This is a genomic window from Streptococcus chosunensis (assembly GCF_003626515.1).
GTDB classification, from domain to species: Bacteria; Bacillota; Bacilli; order Lactobacillales; family Streptococcaceae; genus Streptococcus; species Streptococcus chosunensis.
The window spans coordinates 412,266-434,653 of the sequence record NZ_RBCK01000002.1 but is presented as its reverse complement, the minus strand read 5'-3'; the positions used below and the strand labels follow the sequence as shown (position 1 = coordinate 434,653).

Here is a 22,388-nt window from a genome sequence, read left to right as displayed (position 1 = left end):
TTTCTGTGTTTATTTCACCAACTTCTTCATCTCGTCAATACGTGCTACGGTCGCGTCGTATTTGGCTTGGTAGTCGGCTTGTTTGTCGCGTTCTTTTTGGACGACTTCTGGTTTGGCATTGGCTACGAAGCGTTCGTTAGAGAGCTTCTTACCGACCATGTCCAGTTCTTTTTGCCATTTAGCCAGTTCCTTGTCGAGACGAGCTAGTTCTTCTTCGACATTGAGGAGGTCTGCCAGTGGCAAGTAGATTTCTGCTCCTGTGATGACGCTTGACATAGCGAGTTCAGGTGCAGGGATGCTTGATGCGATTTCCAAGTGTTCTGGATTTGTGAAGCGTTTGATGTAGTTGACATTGCTGTTAAAGAAGGCCTCCAAGGCGCTATCGCTTGTCTTAACAAGGATGGTGATTGGCTTGCTTGGTGCTACATTTACTTCTGCACGCGCATTACGAACGGCACGGATCAAGTCTTTGAGACTTTCGACACCTGTGTGAGCCGCCAGGTCTTCAAAGGTTGGATTAACAGTTGGGTATTCTGCTGTCACGATAGAACCTTCTGAGATTTGCCCAAAGATTTCCTCTGTCACGAATGGCATGATTGGGTGAAGGAGACGAAGGATCTTGTCCAAAGTATAAAGGAGAACAGAACGTGTGATAACTTTCTCTTCTTCGTTATCGCTATAAAGAACTTCCTTGGTCAATTCAACATACCAGTCCGCAAATTCATCCCAGATGAAGTTGTAAAGGATATGCCCAGCGACACCAAACTCAAACTTGTCAAAGTTAGCAGTTGCTTTTCCAATAGTTTCATTGAGGTTGTGGAGAATCCAGCGGTCTGTGACATTTCCAGCTTCCTTGTTGACAACTTTTTCCACATTGGCAGTTGCTTGCTCAAGGGTCAAGCCTTCATTGTTCATAAGGATGTAGCGAGAGATGTTCCAGATTTTGTTAATGAAGTTCCATGAAGCATCCATTTTCTCGTAAGAGAAGCGGACGTCTTGTCCTGGCGCAGAACCGTTTGAGAGGAACCAACGAAGGGCATCAGCACCGTATTTCTCGATGACATCCATCGGGTCAATCCCGTTACCGAGAGATTTAGACATCTTGCGTCCTTGCTCGTCACGAATGAGACCGTGAATAAGAACGTTTTGGAATGGCTGACGACCCGTGAATTCCAATGATTGGAAGATCATACGAGACACCCAGAAGAAGATAATATCGTAACCTGTTACCAAGGTTGAAGTTGGGAAGTAACGTTTGAAGTCTTCTGAATCGACATCAGGCCAGCCCATGGTTGAGAATGGCCAAAGGGCAGAACTAAACCAAGTATCCAAGACGTCTTCGTCCTGAGTCCATCCGTCACCTTCTGGAGCTTCTTCGCCAACATACATTTCACCTTCAGCATTGTACCAAGCAGGGATTTGGTGACCCCACCAGAGCTGACGAGAGATAACCCAGTCGTGGACATTTTCCATCCATTGGAGGAAGGTATCGTTGAAACGTGGCGGGTAGAATTCTACCTTGTCTTCTGTATCTTGGTTAGCAATAGCATTTTTGGCCAATTGGTCCATCTTAACGAACCATTGCGTAGACAAGCGTGGTTCAACCACAACACCTGTACGCTCTGAGTGACCAACACTATGGACACGTTTTTCGATTTTAACAAGGGCACCGATTTCTTCCAGCTTAGCAACGACTGCCTTACGAGCTTCAAAACGATCCATGCCTGCAAATTCAAAGGCCAAGTCATTCATAGTTCCGTCGTCGTTCATGACGTTAACTTGTGGCAAGTTATGGCGTTGACCAACCAAGAAGTCATTTGGATCGTGGGCAGGTGTGATTTTCACAACACCAGTACCAAACTCAGGATCTGCATGCTCATCCCCAACGATTGGGATCAATTTATTAGCGATTGGAAGGATGACGTTTTTGCCAATCAGGTCCTTGTAGCGTGGATCTTCTGGATTGACCGCAACAGCTACGTCTCCAAACATGGTCTCTGGACGAGTTGTCGCAACTTCAAGGGCGCGTGAGCCATCTTCCAGCATGTAGTTCATGTGGTAGAAGGCACCTTCTACGTCCTTGTGGATAACTTCGATATCAGAAAGGGCTGTGCGAGCTGCTGGATCCCAGTTGATGATAAACTCACCACGGTAGATCCAACCTTTTTTGTAAAGGTCCACGAAGACCTTACGAACAGCTTTTGACAAACCTTCGTCAAGAGTGAAACGCTCACGAGAGTAGTCTACAGAGAGACCCATCTTGCCCCATTGTTCCTTGATAGTAGTGGCATATTCGTCTTTCCATTCCCAAACCTTATCGAGGAATTTTTCACGACCGAGGTCATAACGCGTAATGCCTTCACCACGCAAGCGCTCCTCAACCTTAGCCTGAGTGGCAATCCCCGCGTGGTCCATACCTGGAAGCCAAAGGGTGTCAAAACCTTGCATACGTTTTTGACGGATGATAATATCTTGCAAAGTTGTATCCCAAGCGTGACCCAGGTGAAGTTTACCAGTTACGTTTGGTGGTGGGATCACGATTGAATAAGGCTTAGCCTTTTGATCGCCTGAAGGCTTGAAAACATCCGCATCAAGCCATTTTTGGTAACGACCAGCCTCAACTTCGGCTGGATTGTATTTAGGTGAAAGTTCTTTAGACATGTGTTTGTCCTTTCTCTATTTTGTTCATTTTATTTTGAATTTGCTTAGCAGCTTCTTTTGCAGTCAAACTCGTATTATTTATTTTAAAGTAATGGTGCAACTCATTTGGTTGATGTTGAGAATGTAATTGAAGTGTTTCAGCGGTCTCTAAAATTTCTCTTTCAGATACCTCAATATGTCGTTTTAAGGGTTTGTGATTTAATCGATTCTCCGTTCGGTTTCGACGTAAACGCTCTTCAAGACTTGTTTCCAACTCAACAAACAGAATCTCTTGATGAAAGTTATCCAACAAATCCTGAATTTGCTTTAAATACATCAGCTGGTACTGATTTGAAAAATCAATTACGTCAGTTAAAATTACTGATCGCTGATTTCTTGCACTTGCTCCAAGGAAAGAAAAGGTGATTCCACGAACAAATTCCCACATTTCCTCTGTAAAGTCCTGATAGATTTCTAATGCAAAATCGATGGCTTGATGGTTATAAAATAGGGTAGCATCTGTCAGTCGAGATAACTCTTGACCAATCGTCATTTTCCCAGAAGCCGGAGCCCCAATGATGAAAATGTGCATCAAACTACCTCCCACTCACTTCTCAGCAAACCATATATCAGACTGTCACAGCGGTTTCCTTGAACATCTTTACGGTCTCGGATACGAGCTTCGAGGGTAAATCCAAGTTTCTCTGCGACTCGTTGACTTTGGACATTATAATCAAAACAAGTCAATTCAATCTTGTGAAGACCCAAATCTTTAAAGGCTAAATCGACCAAGGCACGCGCTGCTTCTGGTACATAGCCTCGACCCCAATAGTCTGGATGCAAGGTATAGCCAAGCTCTAGCACATCATCCGCATGGCGATGGTTGAAGTCAACAGAACCAATGACTTTATCGGTTCCTTTGACGACAATTCCATAGCCCGCTGGGAGATTGTTCTTTTGATTGCGTTCTGGAAGAATATGCTCCAGATAATAAATCTCATCTTCCAAGCTCTTGACGGGCGGAAAGCCTGCTGGATAGGCGACCTCTGGCAAACTAGCGTAGGCATGGATGGCCTCGGCATCAGCCACGGTACGGACTCGCAAGACTAGCCGTTCTGTTTCTAATCGTTCTGGCAGTTCAGCTCTTGTCATCCTTCTTCCTCGCTTTCTTGATAAAGCTTCCCATGGGATCAACTCGGTCATCTAGATAACGATAAACGCGCTGGTGGCCATCCCCCATAAAGTAAGTCGGCGCAAAACGGTCATTCTTAAAATGCCCCTTGTCATCCAAAAGTTCTGGATCAGCTAGTCGTTCGATAATCTTAGCAAAGATATGACAGATTCCATCTTCCTCGATAATCCGATCTACTTGACAATCCAATACTACTGGACAGTCCTTTAAAATCGGTGCCTGGCTCCGTTCAGAAATCTCGTAGTCTAGCCCCAGGTGTCTCAATTTCTCTCGATGACTGATAAAACCAGCCTGCTCCATCTCGAGCATGAGATTTTCATCAGGGATATTCACAGTAAACTTCTGATAGTACTTTATCTGATCAGCCGCATTTTCCTCAGCACCAACACCGATGACTAGCCAATCTCCCAGACTATAAGAGGAGCTACAGGTCGTTATATTGTGTCCAAAATTCTGATCCTGATATCCCAAAATGAAGATAGGAAAACCATAATAGAGTTTACTTGTGTTAAAAGATTGCTTCATAACAACCTCCTTTGACCAAGATACAAAAGAAAAGCCCTGCCATCTATATGACAGGGACGAATGTGCTATCCGCGGTACCACCCAATTTCGGGCAAAGCCCGCAACTCTTGTCTTTAAAATAAAAAGACAGTAATATTTCATTTTTCATCCATCAGTAACCAGTTTTGACACATTTGTGGACTTCTCAGCACCGCCACTTTCTGTAAAATGTGGGATTCAAAACACCTCTGATGGCTTTATTGTAGCAAGTTTTTCTTGGAATTGCAAGGAACAAGAAAGATTACTTGAACTTAATGCCGTTTTCTTTCAATTTCTTGATGGTAGCTGGGCCGATTCCTTTCAAAGCAAGGAGTTCTTTTTCAGTCCAGTTTTTGAAATCTGACGCAGACTTGATTCCTTCATCATAGAAAGTTTTGGCACGATCAAGTGGAAGTCCACCCAAGTTTGCTGCAAAATCTTCCACAGAATTGGCTACTTTTTGAGCTTGCTCTTTAGTAGCTTCTACTGCTTGCTCAACTTTTTTAGAAACAGCCTTACCAGCTTGGCTTGCTGACTGTTCTGCACGTTTCACGACTTTTTTTGTCTCTTCTACAACCTTAGTCACAGCACTTGAAAAGGCACCTGCGCGACGGAGACTATTTCGTAATTGTTTTTTACGATTGAGTTTCTTTGACATGATAAAATCCTTTCAATAAAAAATCCCTGCTCTGACAAGGATTTAATATAAATATTCTATCAAGATTTTAGTAAAAAATCAAGAATCTTTCTCGTTTAATAATTTCGCTCACCAAACAAGCCATCTGGCAAATCATGGAATCCCTTGCCTGCTTTGAAATTATCAAATTTTCCAAGCAAGAACTGATAAGCATCCAAACGGCTTTCGTAACGAATCATAGCATCTTTGGCACGCTCGTCTTGGTCTTCTTCATAGACCTTTTGGCTTTCCTTGAGCGCCATGTCGTTAATCATAATCTGGGTATTAACCCAAGCTTCAAATTCCTTCATAAATTCTTGTTCGTAACTCATTTTTTCTCCTTATTCTAATCCACGGAAATAGTCCGTGTCAATCTCACGGTAGGGTTGAATATCCTGAACATACTCCAGCACTCCTTGGAATTCTCCGTTTTCATCGTGCACTGCCGCGTAGGTGATGTGGACAAACTTACCTCGTGACTCAGACTTGAACCACATTTCATACTTATCCTTAGTACCCTCACGAAGTCCCTTCATGATAGTTTTGACCTTGTCCAAGTACTTAGGCGGATGGCAAAGTTCAACATTGCGCCCAACTTGTGACGGCGTCCGTTTGAAAATCATCTCATCAGCCGGTGTATTGTCATTGTAATACTGGAAAATATCATCTTTATTGACAAAGGTAATCTCCATAGGGAGGTGATTGAGGATGAGATTGGCCTGCTCGACCGAGAGATAGCCATTGCCAAAAGTCTGTTGACTATGGCGGTCCAACACTGCTTCCTTTTCCTTAGGGGTAAAGGTAATGGTAAACTGACCTTCTGGCGTATCTATGACTTGTTGAACTTGGCCTTCAGCAGTGTCTAGTTGCACGGGTTCCTCTGTATTCTTTTCCTCAATAAAACTCTGGCGTTCTGGCACCCATTTCTCAGACGGACGGATGATGGCATAGCCATAGGCATCGCTCTCCTCTGCAATCTGAAGCCAGTCATCCTGAGTAAAGGACTCAAGGAGAATCATGAGAAGGATGGACTCTTCCTTGAAAATCATACTTTCAAACTCTGTCGCAAAGGCTTCAAAAGTTTCCTTTACAGTGCTAATCGACACTTCTGGTAGTGACTTGGCTGTCGTTAAAGCTGTTTGAAAGAGTTCCCTGATCTGATCATCCACTCCCCACATAACCTTAGGAGGTGAATCATGTCCATAGCGCTCCATGATGGGGAAAAAGAGCTCTTCCTTACGCTGGTAATGGATATCAAATTGACCCACAAGTCCCATCTGACGGATCAAACCCTTACGCATCTCCGAAAGCATTTCCTCGTCTTCCATAGACTCATAGGTATCTAACAACCTCCTAATGCGAATTAAAGCTGCACGGAGAGCCAGATTTTCTTCCTTGAAGACACGAACTGGGTGGCCTGGATGCTCAGTATCTGCAACTTCGACACCCTTAACAGCATTTTTAAAAAGATTGGCATGGACATCACAGAGTTCCATAACATCTTCAAAGGTGACACCTGACTCTGAGTTCATCAGCTCGTGCTCCATGAGCGAAATCTCGATGGCTGAAACACCTGTAAAGGTCGCATCAAAACGCTCCTGAACCGACTCAGGAGAGGCGCCATTATGCAATTCTAACAAAATATCCCGTAGGACATGAATCCGTTCATCTGCCATTAGTCTAATCCAATCACTTCGTAGCCATTTGCTTCCAGTGTGCGGACAATCTTGTCCATAGGAGTCCCTTCCAGCTTAGAACCCTGTTTGAGCGATACCTTGCGACCGACTGTGTTGCGCATCAAGGGATTAGCAAGAGGTTTAAAACCTAGCTCCACTAGAATTTCCAAGACTTCTGGATGCTTGTCCACCACTTCTGCAACAGGAATTGACACATCGATGATATTGTCCATGACGACCTCCACTGAATTTTTTAAAATGATTTTACTGCTTATATTATACCATAAGGAAAGAGATTAAAAAACTAGCAGTACAAGACCTGCTAGTTCCCCACGACTTGGATGACCATCTAAATAAGTTTAAAGAGCCAATCCAATAGTTTAAATAATATCTTGTAAAACAGCAATTGGACTGCAAAAGAGATGATCATCCACAAGAATTTCACAATCCCAATAATCGGTTTGATAAAAAGAATGGCAAGAAGACCCAAAAAAAATTTCATTCTCTCTCCTCTGGCTTGATGAGCCATCGAGCCGTATCCATTAACTTGTCTGCAATAAAAAGTTTACCTAGACTGACAACAACATTGTCATCTTTCTTTATCGTTCTCATTACTTTTACACCTTGCATGGTCAAAAAGTAATTCCCATAAGTTTTAGCTAGAGTTTTTATGAGTCCCATATCACTCTCCTTCGATGATTTCAGCCTCTTTTCGGATCGTTTCAACATCTTCTTGATATTGAACTTCACTATAGTTGACTAGCTTGGACAATTCTTTCTGCAAGCTTTCCCCCATTGGTTTCATAGTTGCAAAGGTTAAACCACCTGAAATGATACCTCCCAAGATAGGTATGAATTTCCCCATTCCTTTGGCTAACCCTCCCTTGGTAAGATTCACACCAAATATTCTTAAGACTTTTTTCAAAATAGGGTACCAAAGCGTCTTTGTTAAAGCTTTATTAGGTACTGTTTTCATTACCTGTTTGGCAATTGTTATACCACCTGCACGTAGCAAGGCAGCGGTTCCATTCACCCCCAACATGACACCTAGATAAAGCAAGAGGGTATTTTGAGCATCTTCACTCAACTCATCGCGTGAAGCCCAAAGATCTTCATAACCATAAATATAACCTAATTCTTGAGCCAATTTCAGAGAGAAACCATAAAATTGAGCTACATCAGCTGGAATAGTAATCGCCATAGCAATCCCTCCAGGTAATCCTGCCAAAACAGAAGTTCCACTCGCCAATAAAACATTATCCCTAATGCAGGCATTAGCCACTCGATCTAAAGTTTCTTGAGATAAGAGAGACGTTGGGCCTTGTTCTAATAAAGTAGGAATGTCCTGTGGATCCAATTCTTTGGAAAACTTATCCACTAAAAATTTCGAACGATCAACCTTAACAACAGGTAGTTTCACCACTTGTTGCAATACTTGCATAGCCAACTCTTGTTCAGCCATATACAAACTCCTTTTACTTCTGTAAGTTATATTCTATGATAGCATACTCTTTTAAAGTATGTTTCAAATTCCCCTCAAAAATTTTCAAAAAATCCTTAGCAACTTATTTGTTAAAGATTTTTAATAGTCTTTGTAGAGACAGCTAAAATATTCAACTCCTACCTTTACAACATGATATTCTATCTGTGAACGATAGTCTATTATTGTTTCACCTAAAATGTTCCTTGAATACACACTAACTATGAACTTTCGAGCTTTATCTTATAAATCCATAATTTCTTTTTTCTTTCGATCAAATTCTTCCTGAGATAATATACCTGCATCTAAAAGAGATTTTAGTTTTGTAAGTGCTTCGATTTGCTCATCTAATGATAGACTTGGTTTCATGGCTTTTTCATCTAAACTTTGAGCCATATTCATTCCAAATATCATTTCAGCACTATCACCTAGACCATGTTGCTCCACTCCTGATGCAATTTTTTGTTGTGCTGCAATATTAGAAGCTTTCTGCGATACATCATCATAAGCTTTTAAATTCATCTTATTTGATGAAAATTGTTTAACCAATTCCTTAGATTCTGGTGAAAACTCAATATTAGCAATGGCAACTTTTACAATTTCAAATCCAAAACGTTCTTTCCAAGTCCCTGCATACTGTCCATCATTTGATACTTGTTCTGCAAGAACTGCAGCTTGTGAGGGTAATTGTGAAATACGATAAGTTGTTGACAAAGAATTAAGTGCAACAATAAAAGATTGAAGAAATTCTGTTACTATTTGTGATCTAGCTTGAGCGCTATCAAAGGTATAATAAGTCACATTGGCAGGAAGAAAGTTTCTGATAAATTGCTTAGCATCTGTAATTTGGATAGAAAATGTTCCAAAAGCACGTACTTCTAAATCTGTCCCATAAAACAAATCATTATACATGACTGGACCACGAGTTCCAAATTTAATATCACGAATTTCTCTCAAATTAACAAAACAAATCTGTTTTTGCTGATCACTTTGACCACCGAATCCAACACGATTAACAACATTGTCAAACAGTGACTTTTTCAATCCATCACCGTTAAAAACACTGCTCTCACCATTTTTGTATTCATATCCACCTGGTTCTGTAATAATTTCCTCGATACCAGACTGACTAAAGATAAAGGCAGCAGTATTTTCTGGAATAAAAATCTTAGATCCGTTGGAAATAACACCTACAGATCCCTTCGTATTGACACCCCTACCATTATTACTTTCTTGAACAATACCTGGACTTACAGCTGTATGTTCATCAAAAGCTCGAACTGTGATAATTTCTTTCCACTGATCTGCAAATGTCCCACCGATAGAATCTGTGATTACTTTTATCAACCCCATTTAATTGCCCCCTTATAAACTCTGCTCCATATCACAATAGGCACATCTTACTGTTTGCTTCACTTGACCTGACAAAGGTGCTCCACAAAAGCTACACTTGGTTGAAATCTTTTCTGGCTCTGCATCCTTAATCCCAAGCCCTGCTTTAAAAGTGTCAAATGTATCCTTAAATGTTTCTGCCAAAACATCTGCTCCAAACAAGCTACTATCTCCCAAGGTTTCAAAATTACTTGTATCACCTGAAATCAATTTAATAATGTTTCTAGCCCACTTGTCAGTATCCTTAGTATTATTAAATGAAAAGATAGCTTGCCCGCCATTATAATAAATTTCCAACCGTTTCACACCATTGGTTTTGGTTACTGAAACTTGAGGTTTCCCTTCAAAAATTTTAATCTGGTTAATGGGTATTGTAACTTGGTCTTTTTTCCCTCCCCAAAAACCTTTTTTGATATGTATTAAGTGTAGATTCGTTAAAATTAATTCATCTGTAGACAAACCGCTTTTCCCAAAACTCACATGGTCACTATTCATAACCATATATTCATGCGGCAATAATTGATAATCCATATTGAACTCCACTCTTCCTATTAAAGACTAGCTTTCCACTGCTCCACTTGTTCATGTAGATTATCACGATAATCTTTTAGAGTCTTAATCACTTCTTCTTTTCCTTGAATCGGTGCTTTCTTGAGTGGACCATATTGTTTTTTCAGATCTTCCATTTCTTTTTTAGTTCTATCTTTTAGTTCTTGGATAGCAGCGCTATCTTCTAAAACAGTTCCTTTAAAGGCTTCGTCTGCTTCTGTATAGTAATTATCGATTATTTTCTCATTCATAATCAAGTAATCTTCATAGGTTTTTATAGACTCAATTGTCGTATCGCTAACATCTTGTGGGTTAAAATCGCTTGAACTGAGTTTTTCTTTTGCTTTGGCAAGCAACCCTTTCTTTTCAGAACTACTAGATGAAGCTTCTGTTTGATTCTCACTAGAAGAGCTACTTGTTTTTTCAGATAGAGAACTACAAGCAACTAGGGTAGAGACGGAAAGACATAACAAAGCTAAACGACAAACTTTTTTTACATTATTCATTAATAGAATCTCCTTTTATTTATGAAATCATCATATCATATTTGCTAAAAAAAAAAAGCATTTTCTAATTAGCTAACCTTTAAAAATACAGAATTCTAGTTATAGTATATTGAATCTAGAATAGTAGGAAACGATTGCTAAAACATTTTTAGAAATTAATTTGATTTTCAATCCACTATAAAAGAATATTTTCCCATTTCAAATTCCACCTATTTTCCTCCACCAAAAAAGAGGGTTTCCCCTCCTTCTTAGTTCTTATCCAGATTGCGTAGCATTTCGTCAATCTTGTTTCCATATTCGATGGATTCGTCTTTGACGAAGGTCAAATCTGGGATTTTGTACAATTTCAAATTGCGACCAAGTTCACGTTTGATGGTACCAGTCGCTTTTTCAAGCCCGATTTGAGCTTTTTGGTTATCCGAAGCAAGGTTACTCAAAATGGTATAGTAAACCTTGGCAACAGACAAGTCACCCAGCATCTGAACATCTGTGATGGTCACGCCTTGGACACGCGGATCACGGACTTTCTTTTGCAAAATCTCATTGACTTCACGCTTGATTTCCATGCCCACACGATCCGTACGGAAATGATTTGCCATGATATTCCTTTCTCTACTTTGAACCAAAAGCTAGGCCAGCAGACCTAGCTATTTTTAAATTTATTGATTTTCAGTTCAAATTGAAACGAAGTGCAATTTGAACTCATCCGCTTCTTTCGCTGTGGTGAAAGTGATGGAACTGATAAATCAGTTCCATCACAGGGGATTTTTGAGACTATAGGCTCAAAAATAAGCAATGAAACCATCGGTTTGCTTGCGTCCCTCACCACCTAAGAAAGGAGCAAAAATCTTATCTCTTGATTTCTTCCATGACGTAGGCCTCAATCACATCATCAGTTTTGATATCATTGTAGCCATCAATCATCAATCCACCTTCACGACCGTTTGTAACTTCTTTGACGTCATCTTTGTAGTGTTTCAAGCTTGCGAGTTCGCCGTCATAGATAACGACACCATCACGGATAACACGAACTTTAGAGTCACGGGTAACCTTACCGTTGATAACCATGAATCCACCGATAGTTCCGACTTTAGACACCTTGAAGGTTTCACGGATAACTGCTTCACCGATAACTTTTTCTTCAAATTCTGGGTCAAGCATCCCTTTCATGGCTTCTTCCATCTCTTCGATAACCTTATAGATAATGCTGTGGAGACGGATTTCCACATCGTCAGCTTCTGCCTGTTGACGAGCTTGTGGTGTAGGGCGTACGTTGAAACCAACGATGAAAGCATTTGAAGCTTCAGCAAGAGTCACGTCAGATTCGTTGATGGCACCGACAGCCGAGTGAACAATGGTCACTTTGACACCTTCCACATCGATCTTTTGAAGTGATGCAGAAAGGGCTTCAACTGAACCTTGTACATCAGCCTTGATGATAACGTTAACAGATTTGAGTTCACCAGCTTTAAGGGTATCAAAGAGGTTTTCAAGGCTGACACGTTGGGTAGCTTGACGTTGTTTCATGAGGGCACGTTTGGCACGCTCTTCACCGGCTGCACGCGCAGATTTTTCATCTTCGTAAACGGCAAAGTGGTCACCCGCCATTGGCGCTTCGTTCAAACCTGTGATAGAAACTGGTGTTGATGGTCCAGCAACTTTAACACGACGACCAAGGTCATTGGTCATAGCACGGACACGACCGAAAGTATTTCCGACAACGATTGGGTCTTGAACATTCAAGGTACCTTGTTGCACAAGAAGGGTTGCAACCGCACCTTTTCCTTTATCCAAGCGCGCTTCGATAACTGTACCAATCGCACGAACTGTTGGGTCTGCCTTGAGTTCTTGGATTTCAGCCACAAGAAGGACTGTTTCCAACAATTCTTCGATGTTTTGGTTGAATTTAGCCGAGATTTCAACAAATTCAGAATCTCCGCCCCAAGCTGTTGACATAACTCCATGCTCTGCCAATTCACCGATAACACGTTCTGGGTTGGCACCTGGTTTATCAATTTTGTTGATGGCTACGATGATTGGAACGTTGGCCGCTTTTGAGTGGTTGATGGCTTCGATAGTCTGAGGCATAACCCCGTCATCTGCCGCTACAACCAAGATAGTAATATCGGTAACAGACGCACCACGCGCACGCATCGATGTAAAGGCCGCGTGTCCTGGTGTATCAAGGAAGGTGATCTTCTTGCCATTTTCCACAATTTGGTAGGCACCGATATGCTGAGTGATACCACCTGCTTCACCTGTCGCAACACGAGAGTTACGAAGGGTATCTAGGAGAGTTGTTTTACCGTGGTCAACGTGTCCCATGATAGTTACAACTGGTGGACGCTCAACCAACTCATCTTCATTAAGATAACCATCTTCGACAAAGAAACGTTCGATATCGGCATTATCCACTTCAACCTTTTGTTTGGCTTCGATACCATAATCCACCATGAGGAGTTCAATTGTTTCCCCATCCAAGGATTGGTTTTGTGTGGCCATGACACCCATCATAAAGAGTTTCTTAACGATTTCAGCTGGTTCACGTTTGATACGTTTTGCGATTTCCGCAACGGTCATACCATCTGTATACTCAAATTCTGTTGGCAATTCATGGAATTTACGTTCTGTAACAGGTTTTGGAGTCTGATTACGGTTGTTCTTGTTATTGCCTTTTTTGTTCTTTTTGTTGTTATTCCAGTTACTATTTCTTTGATTTCTCACTTGATTTTGACTACTTCGATTCTTTTGTTGTTTTCTAGGACCATCTTCTTCGCGATCGTAATCATCGCGCTCTTTGTCTGGTCGGGCTTGCTTCTTACGACGTGTATCCACTGCAACTTCTTTTTTCACAGGAGCTGTTTCAACCACTGCTTGAACTTGTTGCGCTTGTTCAGCTAACTTAGCAGCTTCTTCAAAGATTTCCTCTGGCTCCTTGCGTTTGTTAGCTTGAGCCAAGGCTTCTTTGGCAGCCTGAGTCTGCTTGAAACGTTCCTCGCTTGAACGAGCGTACTCTGCGTTTTGCTCTGCTTTCAGGGCTGCTGCACGGGCTTTAAAGTCAATGCGTGGAGTCGCTTGATTTGGACGTTTGTCCTCTTGTTGACGACGCTCATTTCCACGATTTTGCTGACCTTGCTGTTTCTTAGCTTGGTCGTTAAAACGGCGATTGTCGCGGTTGCCTTGACCTTGTTTTCCACCATTACGACCGTCGTTTTTCTGACGGTTTCCGTTTTGTTGTTGGTCACGGTTATTGCCCTTATTTTGCTTGCGTCGTTCTGCCTGCTCTTTGGCACGAGCTTCACGCTCAGCCTTAAAATTACGGCTTTGCGGTTTAGCTGCTACTTTGTCTGCCTTCGGAGCGACTGGCTCAGCAGGTTTTGCCTCTTCCTTAGCTACAGCTGGTTTAGCTGGTTCAGATTTCTCGGCTTTCTTTTCTGCACTTGCTTTTGGTGCTGCAGGTTTTGCTTCTTCTTTCGGAGCAGCTGCAGGCTTAAAGCTGGCAGCGATTTTTGCAGCGACAGCTTCTTCCACACTTGATGAGTGGCTTTTCACATCCAAGCCCAACTCTTTTGCACGCGCTACAACTTCTTTACTTTCTTTTCCAAGTTCTTTTGCGATTTCGTACAATCTTTTCTTAGACAAATCATGTCCTCCTCTTCTATTCCATAAGAGACCTCATTTTCTTTGTAAATCCAGCATCTGTTACAGCCAAAACCTTTCTCGATTTCCCGACTGCTATGCTTAATTCCAGTGTTGAAAACACGGTTACAATTTCTACTTGATAATAATGACTTTTATCTTGAATCTTCTTGGTCAGATTGGGTCCAGCATCATGGGCTAGAAAGACCAACTTGGCCTTGCCATCTTGAATGGCCTTGACCACCAATTCTTCACCCGATATGATACGCCCTGCTCTCTGAGCAAGTCCCAAGAGATTGCTTATCTTTTGCTTATTCAAGTCCTAACTCTCTTCTTTTCACTTTGTGATCCACATAAGCGATCAACTCGTCATAAAAGCTTTCTTCCACTTCCATGTCAAAGCTACGGTTAAAGACCTTCTTCTTTTTAGCCTCTAGGGCTTCTTTATTGTCTAGCTTGATATAAGCGCCACGGCCATTGGCCTTGCCTGTCGGATCGATAAAGACTTGTCCTTCCTTGTTTTTGACAATGCGGAGCAAATCACGCTTATCAATCACTTCATTGGACACAACAGACTTGCGCAAAGGGATTTTTCTCGTTTTCATCTTTCCCTCCTCTAGCAGCTTTTATTCTTCTACAGTATCGTTTTCTGCTTCCAAATCTACCGAACCAGCTTCTTCCATAGCTTCAAATTCGCTAGCAGACTTGATATCGATACGGTAACCAGTCAAGTGGGCTGCCAAGCGAACGTTTTGCCCACGACGACCAATAGCAAGAGAAAGTTTGTTATCAGGAACAACCACCAAGGCACGTTTGCTGTCGTTTTCATCAAAGATAACTTGGTCAACCTCAGCAGGAGCGATGGCATTGTATATAAATTCAGCTGGATCTGCTACCCACTCGATAACGTCGATGTTTTCTTCGATTGGCACCATACGGTCACTCTTGGCATCATAGCGAGCTGGGTGGAACTTACTAGTAATCTTCTTGATATTAGCACCACCACGTCCAACAATTGTACCAATAGCATCCACGTTTGGATTGTGGCTACGAACGGCAACCTTAGTACGGTCACCAGCTTCACGAGCTACGCTCATGATTTCAACAGTTCCATCATAAACTTCTGGAATTTCTTGCTCCATCAAACGTTTAATCATTTCTGGATGGCTACGGCTAACAAAGACGTTGACACCGCGAGGGTTGTCTTCTACCTTGTAGACATAGACTTCGATACGATCATGAGAAGCAAAAACTTCACCAGGAATTTGGTCTTGTTTTGACAATTGGGCTTCGATGCTGCCGAGGTTGACATAGATAAAGCGGTTGTCAAAGCGTTCTACAGTACCAGACATGATTTCTTGCTCATGTTCTTTGTAAGTATTGTAAGTGATGGCACGTGTTTGCTTGCGCATTTTTTCCATGATGGTTTGTTTGGCAGATTGAGCTGCTACACGACCAAACTCAGCAGGTGCTTCTTCAAACTTGATTTTGTCACCAAGCTCATAGGCTGAATTAATGGCAAGAGCATCTTTCAAGCTGATTTCCAAACGGCTATCAAATACTTCATCAACCACTTCACGGACAGTATAAACGGTAAAATCACCTGTTTTTTCGTTGAAGTCAATAGCTACGCTGTCTGATTGACCATAGCGTCTGCGATAAGCGGAACGAAGCGACTCTACTACTGCGTCGATGATGTCTTCTTTTTTGATTCCCTTGTCTTCTTCCAAAATGCGGAAGGCCTCTAGCATTTCTTTACTCATGTTTTCTTCACTTTTGAATCCTCAAAAGCTATCCTTTCTTTTTCTATAATTTAACTGCTAAACGTGCTTTTGATACTAAACTGTATGGAATTTGGACGGTTTTCTTACGCGTCTTGTCCATATATTCCATGGTCAACTCGTCCTCTTCAAAGGCCAACAGGGTTCCTTCAAAGACTTTTTGCTTATCGATGGCTTGGTAGAGCCCGACATGGATGTATTTCCCAACCGCTCCAGCTACGGCATCCTTGGTTTTCAAAGGACGTTCCAAGCCTGGACTGGTGATTTCTAGGAAATATTGTTCTGGGAAGGGATCTGGCTTGATGGTGTCTAGGACAGGACTGATAATTTCTGTCAAGTCTGCTGTGTCGTTCAAGGTAATTCCTTCAGGTTTATCTACAAAAATACTGAGAATCATGTCACTGCCAATCTTTCCATACTCGATATCCACGAGTTCGAAAGGTGCTTGGATGACAGGTTCTACAACTTCTCTGACTAATTCTACGATTGTTGCGATTGCGTCCACCTCCTCATAAGCAAGAGGCGAAGATATTTCCCCGCCTCTCTTTTCATATTCTTACTCTTAGTATAGCACGTTTGCCAGCTTATGTAAAGCAAAAGCACTTATACAGCCTGATTTCAGGCTATTTCTTAAAATTCTGCCTCAACACGGTAGATAACTTGCCCCTTGTTGGAGAATTTTTGCTCGTATTCAGTCATGACATTGCCTTCAAAATCACTAGCATGTAAGTCTAGCCAAACACCATTGAGCTTCATGCCATACTGAGAAAAGCTCACTAGGCTGTACTCAAACAAGCCACGGTTATCCGTTTTGAAATGAATTTCTCCATTTTCAGGTAAGATACGCTTGAAGGTATCCAAGAAGGTCTTGTAAGTCAAACGACGCTTTTCATGGCGTTTTTTAGGCCATGGATCTGAAAAGTTCAGATACAAGCGATCAATCTCACCGTCTTCAAAGTAGTCAGTTAAGTCAGAACCATCTACCCACAAGAGCTTAATATTAGGCACTCCAACTTCAAGAACCTTGTCCAAAGCGTAGCTCAAAACAGACTTTTGAATATCAATCCCGATATAGTTGATGCCAGGGTTTTGCTTGGCCATACCTGAAACAAAGGCACCCTTTCCACTTCCAACTTCCACATGAATGGGATTATCATTGCCAAACAAGTCCCGCCATTTTCCCTTGGCTTCCAAGGGATTGAGGACTACATACTGGGGATTTGCTTCTAGTAATTCTGTCGCCCCTTTACGATTTCTAACTCTCATCTTCTCTTTCCATACTTGTCTCGGAAGTGACGCAGGCCATGAATCTCCCGATTGACATTTTCTAAATCTTGGTTCATATAATACTTGGAAATCTGGCTCAAATAAGACAATTGACCGTACCAATACAATTTACTTAATACCGTTTGATTGTACTTATAACCGTAGTAGGTCAACCATTCCTTCCACTGATGTTCTGGAATATAATGGCAGAGCATATGGGCCACATCAAACATGCGATCGGTCAAGCGAACCGAATCCCAATCTACCAAATAAATCAAGCCACTATCTGTCTCAATCCAATTACTATGTCGTACATCTCCATGGACAATGGTCGCATGGTCCTCTCTAAATCCTGGAATAGTCTGACGTAAATCAGCCATCACTTCACTGATAAAATGATTTTTACGCAAAGCATCTGGAGCCGTTTCCTGCCAAGACTGTAGTAAATCTACAGGTGTTTCCATGGCATATCCCAAACGACTCAACTGTGTCATCAACGGACGTGAGCGATGAAGGCGGGTTAAAATATTGACGATTTGTTTACGATTCATATCATAGGGGGTCAATATCTTGCCTGTCAACCATTCTTGAGCACACATATCACGCCCATCTGCCAAACGGCGACTCCATAATAATTGTGGAGCAATTTGTTCTCTAGCTAGACCAGGTAGGATTGGAGAGGTGTTCATTTTTACAAAGATGCGCTTCCCATCAGGATAGCTACCCATATAAGCCTTGCCACTTTTCCCAGGTATGGGAGTCAGTGTTAGCTCATTATCACCCAAATCCATTTCTTTCCTCCGTATAAAGTTTCCTTACTATTCTACTAGTTTTTGGCCTATTCGTCAACCGCTCCACGCCCGATTCTCAAAGAAAAGCATCTCAATCGGCTCAGGCTATCATTATAACTTGAAAAAGGTAAGCACCGTCTTCTGCTTACCTTTTCATGATTTTTATAAATAATATAAGAGTGGCCAAGCATTGTAAAACATGTGAACTAGAGTAGAAACCCATAGGTTTTGGCTCTTTTTATAAGCAAAGCCCAGTAACAAGCCCCCAAGTAGATAAAAAATAAACGAAGGGACATTAGAAGGTCCATGCATGAAAGAAAAGAGAGATGAAGTTAGCACAAGCCCTAACCAAGAATTATCAAAAACGGCACCTTGAAGAAGTCCTCTGAAAATGAGTTCCTCCTGGATGGGACCAAAAACTGAGGAAGTCAAAATCAAAGACAGAGAAATTCCTCTGCTGACTTCCGCCAAGTGTTGAACTCCCGCGCCAGAAGAAACAGCGAAGAAATGAATATAAACCAGCGTCTCAAGTACACTTAGAAGAAAGATTGCAATGAAAAGCAAAAGGTCTTTCTTACTTAACATCCCAAAAGAAATCATTTCAAACTTTCTAGCATAAGCAACACTCAGCGAGGTTACAAGAAGACTTACAATAATCAATTCAGATTCATTTTGAAAAAAATCCCCGTGGTTAATCGTATAAGGAACTGTAATGACGATTAGTAGTACTAAAAATCCAAAACAAAAGGCATGAAATTTATCAAAAAACTTCATCAAATTATCCTCCTCAACAAACAGACTTCCTACACGTCATTCTTTAGATCTAGCCTTTCCAAAACAAACCATTTTAGCAACCAAAATCCGACCACATAGCCAGCCCCTATGAAGATAGCCATTAAAGATAGCATGGGATTTAGGAAATAAAAGACCACAACAGATACAAAGGTTAGCACAAAAACATTAAAGGCAATGGTGTCAGAAGCCAAGACTAGAATATAGGGTGTCAACCGATCTAAAGTTTTGGAATCTAGGAAAAATAAGTGTTTATACATGATGACCTCCTCTATGACTGAAAAGCAAGCCTTTTGGGTTTTTCACCCCAAGACTCTATGTAGAAAAGTGAGCAAAAATGGTAAGTTTGCGATGATATTATTAACAATATGAATCGAATAAGAAGGATAGATACTCTTCGTATAACGTGTCAGCCAGGCATATAGACAACCCACTGCCGTATAGACAAAAATATCTGCGAGACTTGGCAAGCTAGAAAAGTGGGGCAAGGCAAATAAGAATGACGGAAAGAGAAGATCCAGCCCCCACCTCGAATTCTTAAAGAAGGCATGTTGAAGCAGTCCCCTACATACCAATTCTTCCATCAGAGGTCCTAGTACGATTAAGGTTAGGTAAACACCAAACTCCGCAAAATTGGTCTCACTATAGGCAATAAACAAATTCCAACTTTCATTGGTCCCCTGAACGTGTTTAGCTGTCAGATAGTTAAAACAGATAAGCACAACAGCGGCTAACACCGTTAAGACAGAATAGCTCAACCACTTTTTCCTAGGAATACGAAAGAGATAAGCATGGCCCGACCTGACCAAAATCCAAACCATCAAGCTGATAAAGAGAAGGCTGATGATGTTTCGAATCCAGATAAGATTTCCTACCCAAGACGAGAACTCCCAATAATTGCTCCAAAATTGGGTTGTCCAAAACAGTCCGAAAAACAGAAACAAATAAGAAAGAATTGCACTCGCTTTGAAAAGAATAGGATGTTTTTTCATAGCTTTCTCCATTACAATTAAATGATATCTAATCATTTTCTAAAATTTGATAACTTTTGTGAAATGTTTTAGCAGAAATAACTCTATGATTGGTGATATCTATATAATCACCTGGATAACCGAGAACATACATCCCATAACCAGCGAATCCTCCTCCAGCTGTTCCAACTAGACCAAACTTGATATTCGTTGCGAGAGAAGTGTTAAGACCTGCCATTAGAATGCGCACATGATTATCCAACCAAACCATATAATTTTTTTGAAAAGCTTCCTCTACCCAACTTGGTTTAGGAGTCGCTTGACCAATTTCCCAAACATCAACAATTTGATTCCCATATTTTGCCTTCATAGTTTCAATCCTTTTTAAATACCATTACATGAGTTTGGAGTTCCCCAATACCATAAGGACTACATGGTTTTGAAGGATGTATAATAGGCCACTTACCATTAATTGATCCAAAGTTGGAGAAGGTGCTAGCCCACCCAATAAACCATAAAGCATATCTCCCCAACCTCCGAAACTTCCTTCAACTTTCGCAAGCATCTCAGTATCCATCATTTCAAATTGTGACATCGTTTTTGTATTCATAACGAATACCTCCTTTTTTATTTTTAATTGTTATCCTGTTGCAATTGGCAATTTTAGTATAACACTATTTGTTAAAGTTTTTCATACAAATCTTGAATTATTATCGAAACATCTTAAATTACTCAAAGAGTACAATCTTCCCAATCAACTAATAAGAAGTGAATAATATTAAATTCCATTATTCACTTCTTAAAATCGATAATTATTTTTACTCTACTATTTTTAGCTAAATACCCTGTGTAAAAAAGTGAGCAAAAATGGTAATGTTGCGAAAATATTATTGATCACATGCACCGCATAGGATGGATAAATGCTCTTGGTATAGCGAGTCAAACTAGCAAAGATGATGCCAAATGTTGCAAAGACGAAGATATCTAACAGACTAGGCAGGCTTGAAAAATGAGGAAGAGCAAATAAAATGGAAGGAAGGAGCAAATCAAGGCCAAATCTCGAATGCTTAAAAAGGCGTGTTGCAGTAATCCTCTATAAATCAGCTCTTCCATAAGTGGAGTCAGAAAGAACAGGGTTATATAGATACCTAGCTCAGCAAAGTTGGTCCCACTATAACCGATCAATACCGCCCAACCTTCAGCAGTTGACTGAACATGTTTAGCTGCCTGAACGTTAAAAGAGATATAGAGCACTACCACTAGTACTGTCAAAATCGAATACCAAAGCCATTTTTTTCTCGGAATGCGAAAGAGATAACCATGGCCTGTCTTAACCAGAATCCAAATCATGACTCCGCTAAATAGCAAACTCAAGATATTTTGAATCCAGACGAAATTGCCAATCTGGGAAGAAAATTGCCAATAATTTTGAACAATAAGCGTCAGCTGAGAAAGACCAAATACGAAAAATAAGTAAGAGAAGACTGCACTTATTTTGAATAGAAGTTGATACTTTTTCATAGAAATTCTTTCCACTATGACCTCCCCTTGTCAAGCTCTACTACTGCAAGATTAAGAAGACAGTTTGTTCTTTTTAAGGCTAACCTGACTACTAGATAATAGATACATTAAGGCATTAAAGACAATGAAAATATGTCCATAGAATAAAATTAACCTCGCATCCAAACCAAGATAAAGTTTGACCATCAAAAAGATGAGCAAAAGAATTTGAAACCATAAGGTTTTTCCAAAAATAAATTTAAATCGGTTTTGGATGTCTACTTCCTTGATTTTTACCGCCACCCCTTTATTAGCAAGAAGGAAAACGCCTGCTTCAAACAAGCCACTATAAAGAACAAGCCACCCAATCGATTCATTAGAGATTTGTAAAAATGTCCCTAAAAGAATATTCAAAATACTACTCAAGAAAATAACAAGAAATAATCTGTATTTCATATTAAATACCTCCATTCATTTATTTCACGAACGTTTTAATAGAACCTTCTAATCAAAAATTCTATTAGAAGAGGAAGACAAGCTACTTTTTATAATACTTCAAGCCCCAAATGAGTAGAAGCATGATTATCAAACAGAGAATAGCACCAATATAGGCAATCAATTGTTGATAGAATTCTCCTGCTGTGATACCTCTATACAAACAGATAATAGACATAAATCCTGTCAAACCAATGAACATCAGTTGATTGGTTCTAGGACTAACCAAATCATCATCTTCAAACTCTCTTATCCTCATCTCCCTAGTGAGGTAAACAGTGACCAAAATGGAAGCTAAGTTAATAACCACTAAGAGAAATTGGAAAACTAAGGAAAAATTTAAAAACTGACGAGATAGAAATAGATAAGTAGAGACAAGCAAGGGCAACTGACCTAGGAACAATCTCATAAGGAAGATGTTCCGTTTTTTAGCAAGAAAAGTTTTCATTTCTTTGCTCCTTTCTTTTTAGTTAAAGCAAAATAGATCACAACCGCAATC

The 22,388-nt window shown here is 40.7% G+C and carries 28 protein-coding genes and 2 pseudogenes; all 30 read right to left on the bottom strand.

What is annotated here, in order from left to right:
- Positions 1–9 precede the first annotated feature (9 nt).
- Positions 10–2,661 carry a valine--tRNA ligase gene (locus tag D7D54_RS08085; protein ID WP_020902207.1) on the bottom strand — a complete coding sequence of 884 codons (2,652 nt, stop codon included), beginning with the start codon at positions 2,659–2,661 and terminating at the stop codon, positions 10–12.
- Positions 2,654–3,232 carry an AAA family ATPase gene (locus tag D7D54_RS08080; protein ID WP_120719186.1) on the bottom strand — a complete coding sequence of 193 codons (579 nt, stop codon included), beginning with the start codon at positions 3,230–3,232 and terminating at the stop codon, positions 2,654–2,656. The genes D7D54_RS08085 and D7D54_RS08080 overlap by 8 nt, the downstream gene beginning before the upstream one ends.
- Positions 3,232–3,792, bottom strand: a complete 561-nt coding sequence (locus D7D54_RS08075) for a GNAT family N-acetyltransferase (RefSeq protein ID WP_020902205.1) — start codon at positions 3,790–3,792, stop codon at positions 3,232–3,234. Before D7D54_RS08075 ends, D7D54_RS08080 begins: the two co-directional genes overlap by 1 nt.
- On the bottom strand, positions 3,779–4,357 hold the full coding sequence (locus D7D54_RS08070) for a flavin reductase family protein (protein WP_020902204.1): 579 nt from the start codon (positions 4,355–4,357) through the stop codon (positions 3,779–3,781). Before D7D54_RS08070 ends, D7D54_RS08075 begins: the two co-directional genes overlap by 14 nt.
- Before the next feature lie 280 nt (positions 4,358–4,637).
- The gene (locus D7D54_RS08065; RefSeq protein WP_084864475.1) at positions 4,638–5,033 is read right to left on the bottom strand and encodes a helix-hairpin-helix domain-containing protein; all 396 of its coding nucleotides are present in this window, start codon (positions 5,031–5,033) and stop codon (positions 4,638–4,640) included.
- 95 nt (positions 5,034–5,128) lie between these two features.
- Positions 5,129–5,383 (bottom strand): DUF1912 family protein, encoded by a 255-nt coding sequence (locus tag D7D54_RS08060; RefSeq protein WP_120719185.1) that lies wholly within the window; start codon positions 5,381–5,383, stop codon positions 5,129–5,131.
- Between the two features lie 9 nt (positions 5,384–5,392).
- Positions 5,393–6,727, bottom strand: a complete 1,335-nt coding sequence (locus tag D7D54_RS08055; protein WP_120719184.1) for a DUF438 domain-containing protein — start codon at positions 6,725–6,727, stop codon at positions 5,393–5,395.
- Positions 6,727–6,960, bottom strand: coding sequence for a DUF1858 domain-containing protein (locus D7D54_RS08050; RefSeq protein WP_000368739.1), 234 nt, complete (start codon positions 6,958–6,960; stop codon positions 6,727–6,729). The genes D7D54_RS08055 and D7D54_RS08050 overlap by 1 nt, the downstream gene beginning before the upstream one ends.
- A 116-nt stretch (positions 6,961–7,076) precedes the next feature.
- Positions 7,077–7,229 carry a hypothetical protein gene (locus D7D54_RS09390; protein ID WP_167450221.1) on the bottom strand — a complete coding sequence of 51 codons (153 nt, stop codon included), beginning with the start codon at positions 7,227–7,229 and terminating at the stop codon, positions 7,077–7,079.
- The gene (locus D7D54_RS08045) at positions 7,226–7,408 is read right to left on the bottom strand and encodes a hypothetical protein (protein ID WP_084953051.1); all 183 of its coding nucleotides are present in this window, start codon (positions 7,406–7,408) and stop codon (positions 7,226–7,228) included. The genes D7D54_RS09390 and D7D54_RS08045 overlap by 4 nt, the downstream gene beginning before the upstream one ends.
- Before the next feature lies 1 nt (position 7,409).
- On the bottom strand, positions 7,410–8,189 hold the full coding sequence (locus D7D54_RS08040; RefSeq protein ID WP_084953052.1) for a hypothetical protein: 780 nt from the start codon (positions 8,187–8,189) through the stop codon (positions 7,410–7,412).
- Positions 8,190–8,450: 261 nt separating this feature from the next.
- Entirely contained in the window at positions 8,451–9,560 is a 1,110-nt protein-coding gene (locus D7D54_RS08035; RefSeq protein WP_120719183.1) for an SPFH domain-containing protein, read from the bottom strand.
- 12 nt (positions 9,561–9,572) lie between these two features.
- Entirely contained in the window at positions 9,573–10,130 is a 558-nt protein-coding gene (locus D7D54_RS08030; protein ID WP_000386260.1) for a C1 domain-containing protein, read from the bottom strand.
- A 20-nt stretch (positions 10,131–10,150) separates the two neighbouring features.
- Complete coding sequence (locus tag D7D54_RS08025) at positions 10,151–10,654, bottom strand: hypothetical protein (protein WP_084953055.1); 504 nt, start codon at positions 10,652–10,654, stop codon at positions 10,151–10,153.
- Positions 10,655–10,902: 248 nt separating this feature from the next.
- Positions 10,903–11,253 (bottom strand): 30S ribosome-binding factor RbfA, encoded by a 351-nt coding sequence (gene rbfA, locus D7D54_RS08020; protein WP_001273601.1) that lies wholly within the window; start codon positions 11,251–11,253, stop codon positions 10,903–10,905.
- 250 nt (positions 11,254–11,503) lie between these two features.
- Positions 11,504–14,296, bottom strand: coding sequence for a translation initiation factor IF-2 (gene infB / locus D7D54_RS08015; protein WP_120719182.1), 2,793 nt, complete (start codon positions 14,294–14,296; stop codon positions 11,504–11,506).
- A 16-nt stretch (positions 14,297–14,312) separates the two neighbouring features.
- Positions 14,313–14,612, bottom strand: a complete 300-nt coding sequence (locus D7D54_RS08010) for a YlxQ-related RNA-binding protein (protein WP_001041390.1) — start codon at positions 14,610–14,612, stop codon at positions 14,313–14,315.
- The gene (rnpM, locus tag D7D54_RS08005; protein WP_000857567.1) at positions 14,605–14,898 is read right to left on the bottom strand and encodes an RNase P modulator RnpM; all 294 of its coding nucleotides are present in this window, start codon (positions 14,896–14,898) and stop codon (positions 14,605–14,607) included. The genes D7D54_RS08010 and rnpM overlap by 8 nt, the downstream gene beginning before the upstream one ends.
- 21 nt (positions 14,899–14,919) lie before the next feature.
- Positions 14,920–16,056, bottom strand: a complete 1,137-nt coding sequence (gene nusA, locus D7D54_RS08000; RefSeq protein ID WP_000032285.1) for a transcription termination factor NusA — start codon at positions 16,054–16,056, stop codon at positions 14,920–14,922.
- 43 nt (positions 16,057–16,099) lie between these two features.
- Positions 16,100–16,579 carry a ribosome maturation factor RimP gene (gene rimP / locus D7D54_RS07995; RefSeq protein ID WP_000338691.1) on the bottom strand — a complete coding sequence of 160 codons (480 nt, stop codon included), beginning with the start codon at positions 16,577–16,579 and terminating at the stop codon, positions 16,100–16,102.
- Between the two features lie 125 nt (positions 16,580–16,704).
- Positions 16,705–17,340, bottom strand: a complete 636-nt coding sequence (trmB, locus tag D7D54_RS07990; RefSeq protein ID WP_120719181.1) for a tRNA (guanosine(46)-N7)-methyltransferase TrmB — start codon at positions 17,338–17,340, stop codon at positions 16,705–16,707.
- Positions 17,337–18,131 (bottom strand): cell cycle regulator CcrZ, encoded by a 795-nt coding sequence (ccrZ, locus tag D7D54_RS07985; protein WP_016399198.1) that lies wholly within the window; start codon positions 18,129–18,131, stop codon positions 17,337–17,339. The genes trmB and ccrZ overlap by 4 nt, the downstream gene beginning before the upstream one ends.
- Positions 18,132–18,293: 162 nt before the next feature.
- Positions 18,294–18,905, bottom strand: a complete 612-nt coding sequence (locus D7D54_RS07980; RefSeq protein WP_004257565.1) for a CPBP family intramembrane glutamic endopeptidase — start codon at positions 18,903–18,905, stop codon at positions 18,294–18,296.
- Between the two features lie 29 nt (positions 18,906–18,934).
- Positions 18,935–19,183: an immunity protein BlpZ gene (gene blpZ / locus D7D54_RS07975; protein ID WP_120719180.1), complete on the bottom strand. Its 249-nt coding sequence runs from the start codon at positions 19,181–19,183 to the stop codon at positions 18,935–18,937.
- 42 nt (positions 19,184–19,225) lie between these two features.
- Complete coding sequence (locus tag D7D54_RS07970; RefSeq protein WP_120719179.1) at positions 19,226–19,915, bottom strand: CPBP family intramembrane glutamic endopeptidase; 690 nt, start codon at positions 19,913–19,915, stop codon at positions 19,226–19,228.
- Positions 19,916–19,943: 28 nt separating this feature from the next.
- Complete coding sequence (locus tag D7D54_RS07965; protein WP_120719178.1) at positions 19,944–20,264, bottom strand: role in replication; 321 nt, start codon at positions 20,262–20,264, stop codon at positions 19,944–19,946.
- Between the two features lie 14 nt (positions 20,265–20,278).
- Positions 20,279–20,504, bottom strand: a pseudogene (locus D7D54_RS09615) (ComC/BlpC family peptide pheromone/bacteriocin).
- A gap of 222 nt (positions 20,505–20,726) precedes the next feature.
- A pseudogene (locus D7D54_RS07955) lies at positions 20,727–21,415 on the bottom strand (lysostaphin resistance A-like protein).
- 51 nt (positions 21,416–21,466) lie between these two features.
- Positions 21,467–21,850: an immunity protein gene (locus D7D54_RS07950; RefSeq protein WP_162496607.1), complete on the bottom strand. Its 384-nt coding sequence runs from the start codon at positions 21,848–21,850 to the stop codon at positions 21,467–21,469.
- A gap of 82 nt (positions 21,851–21,932) precedes the next feature.
- Positions 21,933–22,337 carry a hypothetical protein gene (locus D7D54_RS07945; protein ID WP_049543800.1) on the bottom strand — a complete coding sequence of 135 codons (405 nt, stop codon included), beginning with the start codon at positions 22,335–22,337 and terminating at the stop codon, positions 21,933–21,935.
- Between the last annotated feature and the right edge of the window lie 51 nt (positions 22,338–22,388).

Excerpts from the sequence above, each read along its gene's own strand:
- ccrZ (WP_016399198.1), bottom strand. The coding sequence starts at position 18,131 with ATGGATTTGGGTGATAATGAGCTAACACTGACTCCCATACCTGGGAAA.
- D7D54_RS07980 (WP_004257565.1), bottom strand. The coding sequence starts at position 18,905 with ATGAAGTTTTTTGATAAATTTCATGCCTTTTGTTTTGGATTTTTAGTA.
- blpZ (WP_120719180.1), bottom strand. The coding sequence starts at position 19,183 with ATGTATAAACACTTATTTTTCCTAGATTCCAAAACTTTAGATCGGTTG.
- rnpM (WP_000857567.1), bottom strand. The coding sequence starts at position 14,898 with ATGAAAACGAGAAAAATCCCTTTGCGCAAGTCTGTTGTGTCCAATGAA.
- D7D54_RS08040 (WP_084953052.1), bottom strand. The coding sequence starts at position 8,189 with ATGGCTGAACAAGAGTTGGCTATGCAAGTATTGCAACAAGTGGTGAAA.
- D7D54_RS07965 (WP_120719178.1), bottom strand. The coding sequence starts at position 20,264 with ATGAAGGCAAAATATGGGAATCAAATTGTTGATGTTTGGGAAATTGGT.
- rbfA (WP_001273601.1), bottom strand. The coding sequence starts at position 11,253 with ATGGCAAATCATTTCCGTACGGATCGTGTGGGCATGGAAATCAAGCGT.
- D7D54_RS07945 (WP_049543800.1), bottom strand. The coding sequence starts at position 22,337 with ATGAAAACTTTTCTTGCTAAAAAACGGAACATCTTCCTTATGAGATTG.
- D7D54_RS08060 (WP_120719185.1), bottom strand. The coding sequence starts at position 5,383 with ATGAGTTACGAACAAGAATTTATGAAGGAATTTGAAGCTTGGGTTAAT.
- D7D54_RS08050 (WP_000368739.1), bottom strand. The coding sequence starts at position 6,960 with ATGGACAATATCATCGATGTGTCAATTCCTGTTGCAGAAGTGGTGGAC.
- D7D54_RS08055 (WP_120719184.1), bottom strand. The coding sequence starts at position 6,727 with ATGGCAGATGAACGGATTCATGTCCTACGGGATATTTTGTTAGAATTG.
- D7D54_RS08045 (WP_084953051.1), bottom strand. The coding sequence starts at position 7,408 with ATGGGACTCATAAAAACTCTAGCTAAAACTTATGGGAATTACTTTTTG.
- D7D54_RS08085 (WP_020902207.1), bottom strand. The coding sequence starts at position 2,661 with ATGTCTAAAGAACTTTCACCTAAATACAATCCAGCCGAAGTTGAGGCT.
- D7D54_RS08025 (WP_084953055.1), bottom strand. The coding sequence starts at position 10,654 with ATGAATAATGTAAAAAAAGTTTGTCGTTTAGCTTTGTTATGTCTTTCC.
- D7D54_RS07950 (WP_162496607.1), bottom strand. The coding sequence starts at position 21,850 with ATGAAATACAGATTATTTCTTGTTATTTTCTTGAGTAGTATTTTGAAT.
- D7D54_RS08070 (WP_020902204.1), bottom strand. The coding sequence starts at position 4,357 with ATGAAGCAATCTTTTAACACAAGTAAACTCTATTATGGTTTTCCTATC.
- D7D54_RS08030 (WP_000386260.1), bottom strand. The coding sequence starts at position 10,130 with ATGGATTATCAATTATTGCCGCATGAATATATGGTTATGAATAGTGAC.
- nusA (WP_000032285.1), bottom strand. The coding sequence starts at position 16,056 with ATGAGTAAAGAAATGCTAGAGGCCTTCCGCATTTTGGAAGAAGACAAG.
- D7D54_RS08075 (WP_020902205.1), bottom strand. The coding sequence starts at position 3,792 with ATGACAAGAGCTGAACTGCCAGAACGATTAGAAACAGAACGGCTAGTC.
- D7D54_RS08080 (WP_120719186.1), bottom strand. The coding sequence starts at position 3,232 with ATGCACATTTTCATCATTGGGGCTCCGGCTTCTGGGAAAATGACGATT.
- trmB (WP_120719181.1), bottom strand. The coding sequence starts at position 17,340 with ATGAGAGTTAGAAATCGTAAAGGGGCGACAGAATTACTAGAAGCAAAT.
- D7D54_RS08035 (WP_120719183.1), bottom strand. The coding sequence starts at position 9,560 with ATGGGGTTGATAAAAGTAATCACAGATTCTATCGGTGGGACATTTGCA.
- D7D54_RS07970 (WP_120719179.1), bottom strand. The coding sequence starts at position 19,915 with ATGAAAAAACATCCTATTCTTTTCAAAGCGAGTGCAATTCTTTCTTAT.
- D7D54_RS08065 (WP_084864475.1), bottom strand. The coding sequence starts at position 5,033 with ATGTCAAAGAAACTCAATCGTAAAAAACAATTACGAAATAGTCTCCGT.
- D7D54_RS09390 (WP_167450221.1), bottom strand. The coding sequence starts at position 7,229 with ATGAAATTTTTTTTGGGTCTTCTTGCCATTCTTTTTATCAAACCGATT.